13 protein-coding genes are annotated in these 15,694 nt (G+C 71.5%); 9 read left to right on the plus strand and 4 right to left on the minus strand.

Features of this window, described 5'->3' with window-relative positions:
- Positions 1–2 precede the first annotated feature (2 nt).
- From hydA to ACX6XY_RS17285, 3 genes are read left to right on the plus strand one after another with little or no spacing between them, the layout of a single operon-like run.
- A complete protein-coding gene (hydA, locus tag ACX6XY_RS17275) occupies positions 3–1,406 on the plus strand; it encodes a dihydropyrimidinase (RefSeq protein WP_460331436.1) in 1,404 nt (467 codons plus the stop codon).
- Positions 1,407–1,422: 16 nt separating this feature from the next.
- Positions 1,423–2,421 carry a TIGR03842 family LLM class F420-dependent oxidoreductase gene (locus ACX6XY_RS17280; protein ID WP_460331438.1) on the plus strand — a complete coding sequence of 333 codons (999 nt, stop codon included), beginning with the start codon at positions 1,423–1,425 and terminating at the stop codon, positions 2,419–2,421.
- 33 nt (positions 2,422–2,454) lie between these two features.
- Positions 2,455–4,005 (plus strand): NCS1 family nucleobase:cation symporter-1, encoded by a 1,551-nt coding sequence (locus ACX6XY_RS17285; protein ID WP_460331440.1) that lies wholly within the window; start codon positions 2,455–2,457, stop codon positions 4,003–4,005.
- On the opposite strand, the gene ACX6XY_RS17290 is transcribed toward ACX6XY_RS17285, so the two are convergent.
- Together ACX6XY_RS17290 and ACX6XY_RS17295 are read right to left on the minus strand one after the other, a co-directional pair.
- Complete coding sequence (locus ACX6XY_RS17290) at positions 3,960–4,595, minus strand: hypothetical protein (protein WP_460331442.1); 636 nt, start codon at positions 4,593–4,595, stop codon at positions 3,960–3,962. The two genes, ACX6XY_RS17285 and ACX6XY_RS17290, sit on opposite strands and share 46 nt — an antisense overlap.
- Before the next feature lie 123 nt (positions 4,596–4,718).
- The gene (locus tag ACX6XY_RS17295; RefSeq protein ID WP_460331444.1) at positions 4,719–6,290 is read right to left on the minus strand and encodes an APC family permease; all 1,572 of its coding nucleotides are present in this window, start codon (positions 6,288–6,290) and stop codon (positions 4,719–4,721) included.
- Between the two features lie 298 nt (positions 6,291–6,588).
- Between ACX6XY_RS17295 and ACX6XY_RS17300 the strand changes: the two genes are divergently transcribed.
- A complete protein-coding gene (locus ACX6XY_RS17300; protein WP_460331446.1) occupies positions 6,589–7,428 on the plus strand; it encodes an inositol monophosphatase family protein in 840 nt (279 codons plus the stop codon).
- 82 nt (positions 7,429–7,510) lie between these two features.
- Entirely contained in the window at positions 7,511–8,923 is a 1,413-nt protein-coding gene (locus tag ACX6XY_RS17305; protein WP_460331448.1) for a phytoene desaturase family protein, read from the plus strand.
- 67 nt (positions 8,924–8,990) lie between these two features.
- Here the strand turns inward: ACX6XY_RS17305 and ACX6XY_RS17310 are convergent, their stop codons facing one another.
- Positions 8,991–10,613, minus strand: coding sequence for a caspase family protein (locus ACX6XY_RS17310; RefSeq protein ID WP_460331450.1), 1,623 nt, complete (start codon positions 10,611–10,613; stop codon positions 8,991–8,993).
- Between the two features lie 207 nt (positions 10,614–10,820).
- On the opposite strand from ACX6XY_RS17310, the gene ACX6XY_RS17315 reads away from it, so the two are divergent.
- The 3 genes from ACX6XY_RS17315 to ACX6XY_RS17325 all read left to right on the plus strand — a co-directional run bounded on the left by ACX6XY_RS17315 (position 10,821) and on the right by ACX6XY_RS17325 (position 14,661).
- Positions 10,821–11,861 (plus strand): transposase domain-containing protein, encoded by a 1,041-nt coding sequence (locus tag ACX6XY_RS17315; protein ID WP_460331452.1) that lies wholly within the window; start codon positions 10,821–10,823, stop codon positions 11,859–11,861.
- Positions 11,862–11,969: 108 nt separating this feature from the next.
- The gene (locus tag ACX6XY_RS17320; RefSeq protein WP_460331453.1) at positions 11,970–13,133 is read left to right on the plus strand and encodes a DUF2235 domain-containing protein; all 1,164 of its coding nucleotides are present in this window, start codon (positions 11,970–11,972) and stop codon (positions 13,131–13,133) included.
- A 49-nt stretch (positions 13,134–13,182) separates the two neighbouring features.
- Positions 13,183–14,661, plus strand: coding sequence for an AlkA N-terminal domain-containing protein (locus tag ACX6XY_RS17325; protein WP_460331455.1), 1,479 nt, complete (start codon positions 13,183–13,185; stop codon positions 14,659–14,661).
- Between the two features lie 43 nt (positions 14,662–14,704).
- Here ACX6XY_RS17325 and ACX6XY_RS17330 read toward each other — a convergent pair whose 3' ends face one another.
- On the minus strand, positions 14,705–15,142 hold the full coding sequence (locus ACX6XY_RS17330; RefSeq protein ID WP_460331457.1) for a glutaredoxin domain-containing protein: 438 nt from the start codon (positions 15,140–15,142) through the stop codon (positions 14,705–14,707).
- Between the two features lie 63 nt (positions 15,143–15,205).
- On the opposite strand from ACX6XY_RS17330, the gene ACX6XY_RS17335 reads away from it, so the two are divergent.
- On the plus strand, positions 15,206–15,694 hold the full coding sequence (locus ACX6XY_RS17335) for a methylated-DNA--[protein]-cysteine S-methyltransferase (RefSeq protein WP_460331459.1): 489 nt from the start codon (positions 15,206–15,208) through the stop codon (positions 15,692–15,694).

Below are 15,694 nucleotides of genomic sequence, written 5' to 3' on the forward strand. Positions count from 1 at the left end.
CCATGAGCACCCGCACCCTGATCCGCGGCGGACTCGTCATCACCGCCGCCGAGGAGACCCACGCCGACGTCCTGATCGAGGACGGCCGGATCGCGGCGCTCGCCGCCCACGGCACCGACGCCGCGGCCGCCTGGACCGCGGACCGGGTGATCGACGCGAGTGGCCGGTACGTCATCCCCGGCGGCGTCGACGCCCACACGCACATGGAGCTGCCGTTCGGCGGCACCTTCGCGTCCGACACCTTCGAGACCGGCACCCGCGCCGCCGCCTGGGGCGGCACCACCACCCTCGTGGACTTCGCGGTACAGAGCGTGGGCCACGCCCTGCGCGAGGGCCTGGACGCCTGGTACGCCAAGGCCGACGGCCGGTGCGCCATCGACTACGGCTTCCATATGATCCTCTCGGACGTCAACGAGTCGTCCCTGAAGGAAATGGACCTCCTGGTCGAGGAGGGGATCACCTCCTTCAAGCTGTTCATGGCGTATCCGGGCGTCTTCTACAGCGACGACGGCCAGGTGCTGCGCGCCATGCAGCGCTCGGCCGCCAACGGCGGGCTGATCATGATGCACGCCGAGAACGGCATCGCGATCGACGTCCTGGTCGCCCAGGCACTCGCCCGCGGCGAGACCGACCCCCGCTACCACGGCGAGGTCCGCAAGGTCCTCCTGGAAGCCGAGGCGACGCACCGCGCGATCCAGCTCGCGCGGGTCGCGGGCGCCCCGCTGTACGTCGTCCACGTCTCGGCCGAAGAAGCCGTCGCCGAACTCGCCGCCGCCCGCGACAAGGGGCTGCCCGTGTTCGGCGAGACCTGCCCGCAGTACCTGTTCCTGTCCACCGACAACCTCGCCGAGCCGGACTTCCAGGGTGCCAAGTACGTGTGCTCGACGCCGCTGCGCCCCAAGGAGCACCAGGCGGCGCTGTGGCGCGGGCTGCGCACCAACGACCTCCAGGTCGTCTCCACCGACCACTGCCCGTTCTGCTTCACCGGCCAGAAGGAGCTGGGCCGCGGCGACTTCTCGAAGATCCCCAACGGTCTGCCGGGCGTCGAGAACCGCATGGACCTCCTTCACCAGGCGGTGGTCGAGGGGCGCCTCACCCGCCGCCGCTGGATCGAGATCGCCTGCGCCGCCCCGGCCCGGATGTTCGGCCTCTACCCGAAGAAGGGCACCATCGCGCCGGGCGCCGACGCGGACGTGGTGATCTACGACCCGGCCGCCGAGCAGACCCTGTCGGCCGACACCCACCACATGAACGTCGACTACTCGGCGTACGAGGGCAAGCACGTCACCGGCCAGGTCCAGACGGTGCTCAGCCGAGGCGAACTGGTCATCGACGGCCGGGAGTTCACCGGCCGCGCCGGACACGGCGTCTATGTCCCCCGCGCCACCAGCCAGTACCTGAACTGAACCAGGAGGTCCCCACGTGGACTTCGGACTCGTCCTGCAGACCGACCCGCCCGCGTCCGCCGTCGTCGGACTGATGCGGCGCGCGGAGCGCAACGGCTTCCGCCATGGCTGGACCTTCGACTCCGCGGTGCTCTGGCAGGAGCCGTTCGTCATCTACAGCCGCATCCTGGAACACACCGACAAGCTCACCGTCGGCCCGATGGTCACCAACCCCGGCACCCGCACCTGGGAGGTCACCGCCTCCACCTTCGCCACCCTGAACGACATGTACGGCAACCGCACGATCTGCGGCATCGGCCGCGGCGACTCCGCCATGCGCGTCGCCGGACGCAAGCCGAACACCCTGGCCCGCCTGGGCGAGGCGATCGACGTCATCCGCGACCTGGCGGAGGGCAGGGAGGCGGACGTCGGCGGCCAGCCCCTGCGGCTGCCCTGGGTGCGCGACGGCAGACTGCCCGTCTGGATGGCGGCGTACGGCCCCAAGGCCCTCGCCCTGGCGGGCCAGCGGGCCGACGGCTTCATCCTCCAGCTCGCCGACCCCTTCCTCACCGAGTGGATGATCAGGGCGGTACGGGACGCGGCCGAGGCCGCCGGACGCGACCCGGCCGCGGTGAAGATCTGCGTCGCCGCGCCCGCCTACGTGAGCGACGACCTGGCCCACGCGCGCGAACAGTGCCGCTGGTTCGGCGGCATGGTCGGCAACCACGTCGCCGACCTGGTCGCCAAGTACGGCGAGCACTCCGATCTGGTGCCCGAAGCCCTCACCGACTACATCAAGGCCCGCAAGGGCTACGACTACAGCCATCACGGCCGCGCCGACAACCCCGACACCGCCTTCGTGCCCGACGACATCGTGGACCGCTTCTGTCTCGTCGGCCCGGTCTCGGCACACATCGAGAAGCTGCGGGCGCTGCGCGACCTCGGCGTGGACCAGTTCGCGGTGTACGCGATGCACGACGCGCGCGAGGCGGTCATCGACGCGTACGGCTCGGACATCATCCCCGCACTGAGCTGAACCCACTGTTCCCCGAACCGAGTTGGGCTGCCCATGACCGACCCCGCTCCTCCAGGACCCCCACCCGCCACCGGGATATCCCAGTCCACCGCCGCCGACGGCCGGGTCGAACTGCGGCCCGGCGCCTATCCGCCCGACAGCCGCTACGCCAACGCCGACCTGCACCCCGTACCGCTCGCCGAGCGCCGCTGGACGACGTACAACTTCGCCGCCCTGTGGATCGGCATGGCGGTCAACATCCCCTCCTGGACCCTCGCCGCAGGTCTGGTCGCCCTCGGCATGGACTGGAAGCAGGCCGTCCTCACCATCGCGCTCGGCAACGTCATCGTCCTGCTGCCGATGCTCCTCACCGGCCACGCGGGCCCGAAGTACGGCATCCCCTTCCCGGTCCTGGCCCGCGCCTCCTTCGGCATCGTCGGCGCCAACCTCCCGGCGCTGCTGCGCGGCCTCGTGGCCTGCGCCTGGTTCGGCATCCAGACCTGGATCGGCGGGGCGTCGATCTACTTCCTCGCCGGAAGGATCTTCGGGGCCGGAAGCTGGTGGACCGACGCCGACCGGATCGGCGGCTACCCGCTCACCCAGTGGCTGTGCTTCCTGCTCTTCTTCGCCATCGAGATCCTGGTGATCCTGCGTGGCATGGAGGCCGTACGCCGCCTGGAGAACTGGGCCGCGCCGCTGATGCTCGCGGGCGCGGTCGCCCTGCTGGTGTGGATCGCCGACAAGGCGGGCGGCTTCGGGCCGCTGCTCGACCAGCCGTCCGAGCTGGGCTGGGGCGCCGACTTCTGGAAGGTCTTCTTCCCGGCCTTGATGGGCATGATCGGCTTCTGGTCCACGCTGTCCCTCAACATCCCCGACTTCACGCGCTTCGGGGCTGGGCAGCGCGCGCAGGTTTGGGGCCAGAGCCTCGGGCTGCCCACCACCATGGCGGCCTTCGCGCTGCTCTCGGTGCTGGTGACCTCGGGTTCGCAGGCGGTGTACGGGGAGCCGGTCTGGGACCCGAGTGAACTGGCGGCCCGGATGGACAGCACGGCCGGGGTGATCTTCGCGCTCCTGGTGATCCTGCTGGCGACCCTCTCCACCAACATCGCCGCGAACCTGGTCAGCCCCGCCTACGACCTGTCCAACCTCGCTCCCAAGCTGATCGACTTCCGTACGGGCGCGCTGATCGCGTGCGTCATCGGCGTCGTGATCTTCCCTTGGAAGCTGATCGAGAACCCCGATGTCTACATCTTCACGTGGCTCGGCACCGTGGGCGGGCTGCTCGGCACGGTCGCGGGGATCCTGATCGCCGACTACTGGCTCCTGCGCCGCACCCGCCTGGACCTGGCCGACCTCTACACGCAGGGGGGCCGGTACTGGTACGCGTCCGGCTGGAACTGGCGGGCGCTGGTCGCGTTCGGCGTGGGCGCGGTGCTCGCGGTGGGCGGCTCGCACTCGGAACCTGGCAAGGGGCCGTTCCCGCGGGACGGGCTGATCCCGCCGCTCGAACCGCTGGCCGACTACGGCTGGGCCGTGGGTCTGGCGGCCTCGCTGACGGTCTACGCGGGCTTGATGCGGCTGGCGAAGGAGCGCACCGACTCCTGAGCCACGCGCAGCGCCCCCGTGCGGACGGCGTCCGCCTCCGGGGCTTTCCGGGACTCGAAGTTGCTTCCGTTGTGGGTGACGGTGATCAGCGCGTTCCGGGACCGTACGAGCACGACCGCCTCTCGGGTCTGCTGCTTGTCCTCGGTGGTCAGGGAGACCGCGACGGAGGCCTGGTCGCCGAGGCCGTCGGCGTCCTCGCCGGTGGCCAGCAGCCGCTTGCGGTAGGTGGCGCGGGCCGCCTCCGCGCTGTCCAGGACGTCGTACGACACGTCGAGCCACCGGTAGTCGAAGCCGTCCAGCGCACTCCAGGAGCAGGTCCTGCGCCGCTTCGGGTCGGTGAGGGCGAGTTCCCTGCCCGCGGCCTCGGCGCCGGGGACGACGTCCTTGACGGTGTCCGCCTCGACCGCGGCGCAGGGGTCGGGCGGCGGTCCGTACGCGGGCGCGGTCCGGGTCGGGCCGGGCTCGGGGCGCGGCGCGGCGGCGGGGCGCGGGTCCGGGGCGTACGGGCCCGTCGTCCAGGCCCAGCCCGCCGTGGCGAGCATCACGACCGGCAGGAGGCGCACGGTGAGCAAGAGCGGCAGCGGACGCACGGCGCGCACCTCCTGCGGATGGCGAGTGGCAGGTGAGGGACGAGAGTGTCACACAGGGCCCGCCCGGCGACAGGCTTGAGGCCTGGGGCGTCGCCCCAGGCCCCGGAGAACAGCCCGTGCGGGTCAGCCTTCGACCACCAGCGCGGGTGTTTCCTGGGTGAGCACGTCGCCGCGGAAGAACGCCGGGCTGCGGCGCTGCATCACGATCATCAGGACCACGCCGAGGAGCAGCAGCCCGACGCCGATCACGAAGACCGAGCCGATGCCGAAGACCGACGAGCCGCTGCCGTACGCCGGGTCCCACATGTCGAACATGGTCTGGACGAAGACCGCGGCGAGCATCACGCCGCCGAGGCCCGGCAGGACGCCCTTGACCAGCAGGTCGCGCCCGGAGCGGCGCAGTTCCCCGCGGAAGAACCAGACGCAGGCGAACGCGGTGATCGCGTAGTAGAAGCAGATCATCAGGCCGAGCGCGTAGATGGTGTCCAGCAGGACGTTCTCGCTGAGCAGGGTCATCACGGTGTAGAAGACGCCGGTGGCGACGCCCGCCGCGACGGTGGCGCGGCCGGGGGTCTTGAAGCGCGGGTGCACCTCGGCGAAGGAGGCGGGGAACGCCTGGTAGGTGCCCATCGCGAGGGCGGTGCGGGCGACCGGGATGAAGGTGGTCTGCAGGCTCGCGGCGGCGGAGGCGAGGACCGCGACGAAGAGCAGGACGCCGAGGCCGCCGCCCATGACGGGCTCCGCGAGTACGGCGAAGACGTTGTCCGCGGTGTCCGGGTTGCCGAGCCCGGTGCCCTCCTCGCCGATGCCCGCGTACATCTGCGAGGCGATCGCGACGAGCAGGTACGAGGCGACGATCACGACGATGGCGAGCAGGGCGGCCCGGCCCGGAGTCCTGGCGCTGCCGACGCTCTCCTCGTTGACGGACAGGCAGGTGTCCCAGCCCCAGTAGATGAAGATCGACAGAGACAGGCCCGCGGTGAAGGCCGCGAAGGACTCGACCGCGAAGGGGTTCATCCAGGACCAGGAGAAGTCCAGCGAGCCCGCGACCTGGTCGGCCTTGCCGATCGCCATCACGACGAAGACGACGAGCACGGCGAGTTGGAGGCCGACCAGCGCGTACTGGACCCACTTGGTGGCGGTGATGCCGCGGTAGCTGACCGCGGTGGCGATGGCGACGAAGGCGAGGGTGGTGAGGATGTGCACGGCCTTGTCGCCGTCCAGCGCGGCGACCGAGTCGCTGCCGGTCACCTCGCCGGCGAGCAGCCAGAAGAAGGAGGTGGCGACGCCCGCGAGGTTGGACAGGACCACGACGGTGGCCACCAGCAGGCCCCAGCCGCACATCCAGCCGACGCGGGGGCCGAAGGCCTTGACCGACCAGGTGAAGGAGGTGCCGCAGTCCGGCACGGCCTTGTTCAGCTCGCGGTACGCGAACGCGACGAGCAGCATCGGCAGAAACCCGGCGAGGAAGATCGCGGGCATCTGCAGGCCGACCTCGCTGACGGTCGGGCCCAGCGTGGCGGTCAGGCAGTACACCGGCGCCACGGTGGAGACGCCGATCGTGGCGCTGCCGAGCAGCCCGAGTGAGTTGCTGTTGAGGCCCTTGCCGCGGGTTCCGCCGTCAGCGGAGACGCCCTCGGCGAGGGCGTCCCTGTCCTGGCCTCCGGAGGGAGGTCGCGTGTCCACCTGAGTCATGAGGACGACGGTAAGTCCTACGGTTTCCATATCCGGAGGATCAGGCTCCGGACGCTCGACCTTAGGAGATGCTGGTCAGAGCGGCCATTGACCTTTGGTTCATAGTTGATTCTGAAACTATGAGACGCGATCGCTGGCGCTGGATCCCATCTTCCGCATTGCGGGAACCGCAGCTGTGCCTGTTTTGCCCCTTTTGAAATTTTCCCGTGGGCGCATGGCGCACGGCAATTCATCACGATTCCATCCGGCGTACCCGGCCCCGGTAGGGATTGTCAGTGGCGCATGCTCTGATGGACACATGATCGAAGAGTTCCAAGACTTCCTCGTGACCGGTCAGGCCGACGTCGAGGAGGCGATCCGCAAGGCCGCCGCCGCCGAGATCATGCCCCGCTTCCGGCAGCTCGCCGCACACGAGATCGTCGAGAAGAACGGCCCGCACGACCTGGTGACCGTCGCCGACCGGCTCGCCGAGGAGCACCTCACCGCCTCGCTCACCAAGCTGCTGCCCGGCTCGGCGGTGGTAGGCGAGGAGGCCGTGCACGCTGACGCGTCGGTCTACGACCGGCTCGGCGGCGACGCCCCGGTGTGGATCGTCGACCCGGTGGACGGCACCCGCCAGTTCGTCCACGGCGACCCCGGCTTCTGCACCCTGGTCGCCCTCGCCCAGGGCGGCGAGCTGCTCGCCTCCTGGACCTACGCCCCCGCGCTCGACGAGCTCGCCGTGGCCATACGCGGCCAGGGAGCCAGACTGGGCGGCCGGGTGCTGGACTCCGGCTCCCCGGAGCCCGGCCAGGTGCTCGAAGTGGCCACATCCCACCCGGACTTCACCACCCCCGACCAGAAGCGCGCCCTGCTCGGGCTGCGCACGGAAGGCGTGCAGCCCAGGCCGTGCGGCTCGGCGGGGCTGGAATACCTGGCCATCGCCAAGGGCGAGTTGGACGCGCTCGCCTTCTCCTGGGAGAACGCCTGGGACCACGCGGCGGGCCTGCTCCTGGTGTCCGAGGCGGGCGGCGCGCACCGCACCGTCGCGGGGGAGCGGTTCCGCCTCGCGGGCGGGAACGCGCTGCCGTTCGCGGCCGCGCGCGACGAGGCCACGCTCGACCGGGTGGTACGGCTGCTGTCAGGGGCCGCCGCCTAGCCGGGGCGGGGGCCGTCGGCGGCCCGGCTTATCCTGGGCGGCACAGGCCGTCGGCTGACAAAGGAGTCCGAAGGTGCCGTCGATGCTCGATGCCGTCGTCGTGGGGGCGGGACCCAACGGACTGACCGCCGCCGCCGAGCTGGCCAGGCGCGGCCTGTCGGTGGCCGTCTTCGAAGCCAAGGACACCGTGGGCGGAGGCGCCCGCACCGAAGAACTCACCCTGCCGGGCTTCCGGCACGACCCCTGCGCGGCCGCCCACCCGCTCGGCATCGGCTCGCCCGCCTTCCGGGACCTGCCACTGGACCGGTACGGCCTGGAATGGCTGCACGCCGAACTGCCCATGGCGCACCCCTTCCCGGACGGCACCGCCGCGGTCCTGTCCCGTTCCGTGGCCGAGACGGCGGCCTCGTTCGGGCCGCGGGACGCGGGCGCGTACCGCAGGCTGGTCGCGCCCTTCGTCGGCAAGTGGGACACCCTCGCGCGGGACTTCATGTCGCTGCCGCTGACGGCGCTGCCGCGCGATCCGGTCACGCTCGCCCGGTTCGGACTCACGGGGCTGCCGCCGTCCAGCTGGCTGCTGCGCCAGCGCTTCCGCGACGAACGGGCCCGCACCCTGTTCGCCGGGCTCGTCGCCCATGTCATCGCTCCGCTCGGCGGCCTCGCCACCAGCGCCGTAGGGCTGGTCTTCGCCCTCGCCGCACACGCGAACGGCTGGCCCGTCGCGCGCGGCGGTTCCCAGGCGATCTCGGACGCGCTCGCCGCGTACCTGCGGGACCTCGGCGCGGCCCTGCACACGGACTACGAGGTCAAGCGTCTGGACGACCTGCCGCCCGCCCGCGCCTATGTCTTCGACACCTCGCCCACCGCGCTCGCCCGCATCGCGGACCTGGGCCGCGCTTACGACCACTACCGGTACGGCGCGAGCGTCTTCAAGGTCGACTACGCTCTGGACGGCCCGGTGCCCTGGACCGCCGACGCACCCCACCGGGCCACCACCGTCCAGGTCGCCGCGGACAGTCGCGAGGTCGGCGAGGCCCTGCGGCTCGCGTCCCGCACCGGCCGCGCCCCCGACCGGCCCTTCCTGATCACGGTCCAGCCGAGCCTGGCGGACCCCACCCGCGCCCCCGCGGGCAAACACGTCTTCTGGGCGTACGGCCACGTACCCCACGGCTGGGACGGCGACCTCACGGACGCGATCGAACGGCAGCTGGAGCGGTTCGCCCCCGGCTTCCGCGACCGCGTTCTGGCCCGCGCCACCGCAGGCCCCCCGGAACTCGCCGCCCGCAACGCCAATTACGTCGGCGGCGACATCGCCTGCGGCGCCGCGTCCGGACTGCAACTCCTGCTCCGCCCCAGACTCACCGCGCACCCCTACCGCACCCCGCACCCCGCGATCTTCCTCTGCTCGTCGGCGACCCCGCCGGGCCCCGGCGTCCACGGCATGTCCGGGCACAACGCCGCCAAGGCCGTATGGAGACGACTGCGCGCGTCATGACGACCCGCGCGCCAGCGGGCGGCGGCCGACGCGTGTCGCGCCGACCGCCGCCCGTGCCGCTCCGCCGTCAGACCTTCTGGACCGCCCGGATGACGTGCGGCAGGACATCCACGGCCACGTTGAAGGCGTCCGAGAGGAATCCCTTCTGCTCGGCCTCGGACATGCCCTGCGGCAGGTCCAGGTCAAGGGTTCCGGTCGGCGCCTGGCCGTCGGGCTGGAAGTCCTTGGTGACCGCGTCGATGATCATCGGCGCGGCGATGCTCGCCAGGGTCCCCACCAGGGACAGGAACTTGTCGTCCCCCATCCGGTGCGCGGGGACCCGCTCCTCGATCTGCTTCCGCAGCGCGGCGGGGTCGGGCGGCTTCGCCTCGCCGAAGTCGCCGCTCTTGGTGAGCGCCTGGAGCACGACGGGCCCGACCGTTCTGGCGATGCTGATCGCGGAGCTCCAGAAGCCCTTGTCCATCAGCAGCGTCGGATCCGCCAGCGACCGGTCGACCGCGTAGCCCTTGGCGCCGCCGCCCTGCGACATGGCCGCCAGGACCGCGGGCGCGACACCGGCACAGCACCGCTGGATGTCCCCGAACGGGGTGACGGGACCGCCCCACACCTTCGTGCCGCCCGCCGACTTGACGCCCGCGAGTATCTCCTGGGTGGCCTTGCTCACCGACTTCTCGAGTTCGACTGTCGTCATGTCCTTCACCTTCGTCGAGTGGTCTGGTCCGTGCGTCGTGCTGGCGCCGACGGTCTTGTCGGCGGTTGTTCCTCCCGCCGCGACCTGCCGCAGCAGCTCCTCAAGCTGCTCGATCGTGCCGCGGATACCGGAGGAGGCCTTGGCGAGGAACGGCTCGGCGAGACGGTCCTCCTGTTCGGACGGTGCGAAGAGACAGGGGGTCTGGCTCATCCCCAGCGCGTCCAGCCGCGCCACCACCCGGTCGTGGACGAAGGCGACGGGAGCCGTCGCATCCAGCTCCTTCGCCAGGGCGTAGGTGAAGGCCGACAGTCCGTCCGTCGACGGGCTCCCCGCCGCGGCGGTCTGGTCCGGCCGGGACGCGGTCAGCAGAACGCCGTTCAGCTCGACCTCGACACCGCCGGGGCCTTTCGCCGCCGCCGCCATATTGGACGAAAGGCTCATCCCCTTCGACAGGGAGTTCTCGTCACGCAGCGCCCGGCGCCCGAACGGTTTCATTCCCGTGATGCGCTCCACGGATTTCGTCTGCTCCAGCAGCTTCTCGCGCGGCGGGATGAACACCTTAGTGCGTACCGCCCGCGCCATTCCGCCGGGGGTGAACTCCTTCTCCATTCCGCCCGAATGGCACGAGTCGATCGCCACGGTCAGCACACCGGGCGGCAGACCCCTCGTACGGGCGACGAGTTCGGTGTCCTCCAGGAACGCGTCGTAGCAGCACAGCACCTCCGTCATCACGCCGTCTTTGTCGTACCGGTAGCCGTGAGAGGACTGGAAGAAGACCCTGCGGTCTCCCTGCTGGGCGCCGTCCACCAGCCACTCCAGGCCCTGCCGCGCCGCCGCGAGGGTGGCGTCGGCGTCAAGGAGCACCCGGATGCCGGACGTGTCGAACCCGGCCTCGACGAGGATGTCCCGCATCGCCCTGGTGTCGGCGACACAGCTGTTGAGGTTGTTCACCGGATCCGGGTACACGTCGATTCCCACGAGTAGCGCGCGATCTGTCATCACCTGTCCACTCCTAGTCGGTCACCGCCGCGAAAGCCGTTCCGCTCCCTACCGTGCAACCGGTAGAACGTGAGCGGCGTCGGTAGCGGATGGGAGGCGCGGCTGCGCTTCTCCATTTCATCGTTTTACCGGCCCAGATGGACTGCAACTGCGGGAAATCACCTATCGCTTACTTAGCGATAGCCTCGGCGTGCGGGAGGATCAGCGATGCCACGGTCTGGCCAGACGGGGAAACCGGCCGCTTTCCGGCTGCCGGAGCGCCTCGCGGTCGCCGTGCTGCTGAAAGCCTTTCCGCCCGCCCTGGTGGACGAGGTGGTGGCCGAGTGCGGCTGCGCCGAGCGGCGCAGGCGGCTGCTGCCCGCGCGCCGGACCCTCTACTTCGTCCTGGCCATGTGTCTGTTCTCGCACCTGAGTTACCAGCAGGTCGCCGACATCCTGGGCGACGGCCTCGACTGGGCCCGGCGGGCCCCCGCCGCGAAGAACCGCCCGACGGCGGCGGCGATCTGCCGCGCCCGGGTCCGGCTCGGTTCGCGGCCGCTGGCCCGGCTGTTCGCCCTGGTGCACCCGGCCGCCGCACGCCCGGCGCGGCACCTGAACCGCTGGCGGGCGCTGTCCGTGGACGGCGCCGTGTTCGGCATTCCGGGCAGCCCGGAGAACCGCGCGTGGTCCGCGCCGTCGCGCCCTTCAGCGTCGCCTCAGGCCTGCGTGGTGGCCCTGGGCGAATCCGGCGGCCCGGAGATCACCCGCGCGGAACTCGGCCCTCCTCTGGGGGCGAATCGCCCCCGCCTCGCCGCGCTGCTCACCGGCCTCGGCCGGGACGACCTGCTGCTGGCGGACCAGGAGACCGCTGGCCCTGAGCTTTTCTCGCTGGCCGGGACACTGGGCGTGGACGTGGTGTGGCGGACCGAGCCCCGCCCGGCGCTGCCCGTGCACGCCGAGCTGCCGGACGGCTCCTACCTGAGCGCGCTGGCGCGGGGGACCGCCGAGGTGCGGGTCGTCGAGGGTCCGCTGTGCCGCCCCACCCGTCTCATCACGACCGTCCTGGACCCCGTCGCCGCTCCCGCGAACCGTCTGATCGAGCTGCACGAGAACCGGTGGCGGCTGCGCGGCTCGCTCGCCGCGTTCGGCGCCCTGCGGGGCGATGCCTCGTATGTGCTGCGCTCCCGCTGGCCGGACGGCGTCGAGCAGGAACTCTGGGGGCACCTTCTGGTGCACCGTGCCGTGACACCGCTCCTCCAGCCCGCGTAACTCAACACCGGCGGAAAGAGCAGGCGAGCCCGCTTTCTTCCGGGCGGGCGGCAGCGGATGCGCACGGCTGGTCGCTGTGATCAGCTGGAATCCCCGGAAGGTAAAGCCATGGCCAAGCATCTGATCGTCTGCTGCGATGGCACGTGGAACCACGCCGACCAGCGCAGCAGAACGAACGTCAGCAAGATCGCCCTGTCCCTCCGCTCGCGGGCGGCCGGTTGCGAACAGCGCGTGTACTACCACCGAGGCGTCGGCAACCGCCGTTGGACGCGCCTGCGCGGCGGCGCGTTCGGCATGGGGCTGTCCCGCCATGTCCTGGACGCCTACCGTTTCCTCGTCGACGCCTACGAGCCCGGCGACAAGCTGTACCTCTTCGGCTTCAGCCGGGGCGCGTACACGGCCCGCAGCCTGGCGGGGATGGTGCGCAACTGCGGCATCCTGCGCCAGGAGCACTCCGACATGGTCAAGAAGGCGTGGGCCCTGTACCGCGACCGGAAGGAGAAGCCGTCCGGCTGCGCCGCCGTCCTGTTCCGCCGGGCGTACGCGCACGAGACGGACGTCCACTTCATCGGCGTGTGGGACACCGTCGGCGCCCTCGGTATTCCGGGGCCCCGCCTGCTGAGGCGCCGGTGGGAGTTTCACGACACCAAGCTGAGCGGCAAGGTGCGGGGAGCCTTCCACGCGCTGGCCATCGACGAGCAGCGCGGATTCTTCGAGCCCACGCTGTGGTGCCCGCAGCCAGGCGACGCCGAGAAGGGCCAGGAAGTCCGGCAGGTGTGGTTCGCCGGGGTCCACACCGACGTCGGCGGCGGCTCCCCGAAGCCGTGTCTGTCCGACGTCACCCTGCTGTGGATGGCTCACCAAGCCCACCGATACGGGCTGGAGTTCGACCCTGAGGCCTTCAGCGAGACCGGGCCGAGCGGCGGCATGAACTCGGAGTGCGACGCCGAGCTCGGGGCGCGGCCCAAGCCCACGGCCGAGCTGCACCGGTCACGCGGGGGCCTGTATGTGCTGTTCCCGCGGCTGCACCGGCGCATCGGAGCGGCCGCGGACGACAAGGACTGCCCGGATGGGCGCGAGTACGTCGCACAGACCGCCAAGGACCGCTACGACGATGACGCGTCCTACCGGCCGCCTGGCCTCCACGACTATCTCACCCAAGCCGAGGTCCGCCTGGAACCGGTGTCCTTGGCCGCACCCGGCATGCCCTCAGGGCGGCCGAACACGCCTGGCCGCTCCGAGGACCGGCAGGAGCCGCAGGCTCCAGGTTGATGTCGTATTCTCGCCAGCCGTCGCGCTGAGCATGGGTGAGGCTGGGGGCATGTACACCGACACCGAGCACTGCGTACGGGCCGTCCAGTCCAGGGACGCCCGCTTCGACGGCTGGTTCTTCACGGCGGTGGTGACCACCGGGATCTACTGCCGCCCCAGCTGCCCGGTCGTGCCGCCGAAGCCCGAGAACATGCGGTTCCACCCGAGTGCGGCCGCCTGCCAGCAAGCCGGATTCCGGGCCTGCAAGCGGTGCCGCCCCGACACCGCGCCCGGCTCCCCGGAATGGAACCACCGCGCCGATCTCGTGGCACGCGCCATGCGGCTGATCGCCGACGGGGTCGTGGACCGCGACGGGGTACCGGGCCTCGCCGCCCGGCTCGGCTACAGCACCCGCCAGATCGAACGCCAGCTGCGCGCCGAACTGGGCGCGGGCCCGCTCGCACTGGCCCGTGCCCAGCGCGCCCAGACCGCCCGCGTACTGATCGAGACCACCGAACTGCCCATGGCCGACGTCGCCTTCGCGGCCGGATTCGCCTCGATCCGCACCTTCAACGACACGGTCCGCGAGGTCTTCGGCCTCACCCCCGGCGAACTGCGCACCCGCGCGGGCGGCAGGCGTCCGGACACCACACCGGGCGTCATCACGCTGCGCCTGCCGTTCCGCGCCCCGCTCAACCCCGACAACCTCTTCGGCCATCTCGCCGCGACCGCCGTACCGGGCGTCGAGGAGTGGCGTGACGGCGGCTACCGCCGCACCCTGCGGCTGCCGTACGGACACGGCGTCGTCGCCCTCACCCCCACCCCCGACCACATCGGCTGCCGCCTGGCCCTCACCGATCAGCGGGACCTCACGGTGGCGATCAGCCGGTGCCGCCGCATGCTCGACCTGGACGCCGACCCGGTCGCCGTCGACGACCAGCTGCGCGCCGACCCGCTGCTCGCCCCGCTCGTCGACAAGGCTCCGGGCCGCCGGGTGCCGCGTACCGTCGACGAGGCGGAGTTCGCGGTACGGGCCGTCCTGGGGCAGCAGGTGTCCACCGCCGCCGCCCGCACCCACGCGGCCCGCCTGGTCACCGCGCACGGCGAGCCCGTCGACGACCCCGAGGGCGGCCTCACCCACCTGTTCCCGTCCCCCGACGCCCTGGCCGGACTCGACCCCGAGACCCTCGCCCTGCCCCGCGGCCGCCGCACCACACTCACCACCCTGGTGCGCCGACTCGCCGACGGCGACCTCCACTTGGGCGTCGAGAGCGACTGGCACGAGACCCGCGCACGGCTCGCCGCCCTGTCCGGCTTCGGCCCGTGGACCGTCGAGGTCATCGCGATGCGCGCGCTCGGCGACCCGGACGCCTTCCTCCCCACCGACCTCGGAGTGCGCCGCGCGGCGGCCGCCCTGGGCCTGCCGTCCACCCCCGCCGCGCTCACCGCGCGGGCGGCCGCCTGGCGCCCCTGGCGCGCCTACGCGGTCCAGTACCTCTGGGCGACCGATGACCACCCCGTCAACTCCCTGCCGGAACCCACCGCCTGACGACGTGCGCGGCGAACCCCGCGTCCCGCCGCCGTCGTTCCGGTCAGGCGGACGGCGGGAGCTGTGCGCGCACCCACTTCGGGTCGGGGTTGGTGTGCGACTGGCCCGCGACGACGACCGTGGGCACGGTCTCATCGCCGCCGTTGGCGGCCCGCACCGCCGCCGCGCCGGCGGGGTCACGCCAGATGTTCACCCAGTACAATCGGCGGGCGTCGCGCCCCAGTCGGATCCGCAGTCGCAGACAGTACGCGCACCCCGGCCGCCAGAAGACGACCGGCCGGCCGTCCGCCGCGCTGCGGCGCCCCGCCTCCACAGCGCCGGTCGGCCTCGGAAAGACCAGCGGCGAGTTCACGCCCGCGAGCATCAGGAACACCGACAGGAGTACGACGCCCTCGCCAGGACTGCCCCCGACGACCAGCCAGGTCGCGACCACGAAGCCGCTGAGGGCCCACATTATCGGCAAGAACCACACGCGCCTCATGACGCCGCAGGCTACCAACGGCGCGAAGACCCGCCATCACCTCACCGCGTAAGGACGTCAGCCATGAGCCAACGGCAGCACACCGTGCTGGACAGCCCCTATGGCCCGCTCACGCTCGTCGCCACCGACGGCGTGCTGTCCGGGCTCTATATGACGGACCAGCGGCACCGGCCGCCCGAGGAGAGCTTCGGGAGCCCCGACGACACGCCGTTCGGCGCGGTCGCCGAGCAGCTCCGGGCGTATTTCGCGCGGGAACTCAAGGAGTTCGACCTGCCGTTGCGCCTGGACGGCACCCCGTTCCAGCGCCGCGTCTGGGCCGGGCTGCTGGAGATCCCGTACGGCGAGATCCGCTCGTACGGCGAGCTCGCCGAAGCGCTCGGCAGGCCGGGCGCGGCCCGCGCCGTCGGGCTCGCCAACGGCAAGAACCCGATCAGCATCATCGTGCCCTGCCACCGGGTGGTCGGCGCGAACGGCAGCCTGACCGGGTACGGCGGCGGCCTGGAGCGCAAGCGGCGGCTCCTGGAGTTCGAAGGGGGCACCGCCCTGTTCTGA

The organism is Streptomyces sp. O3 (assembly GCF_054788135.1).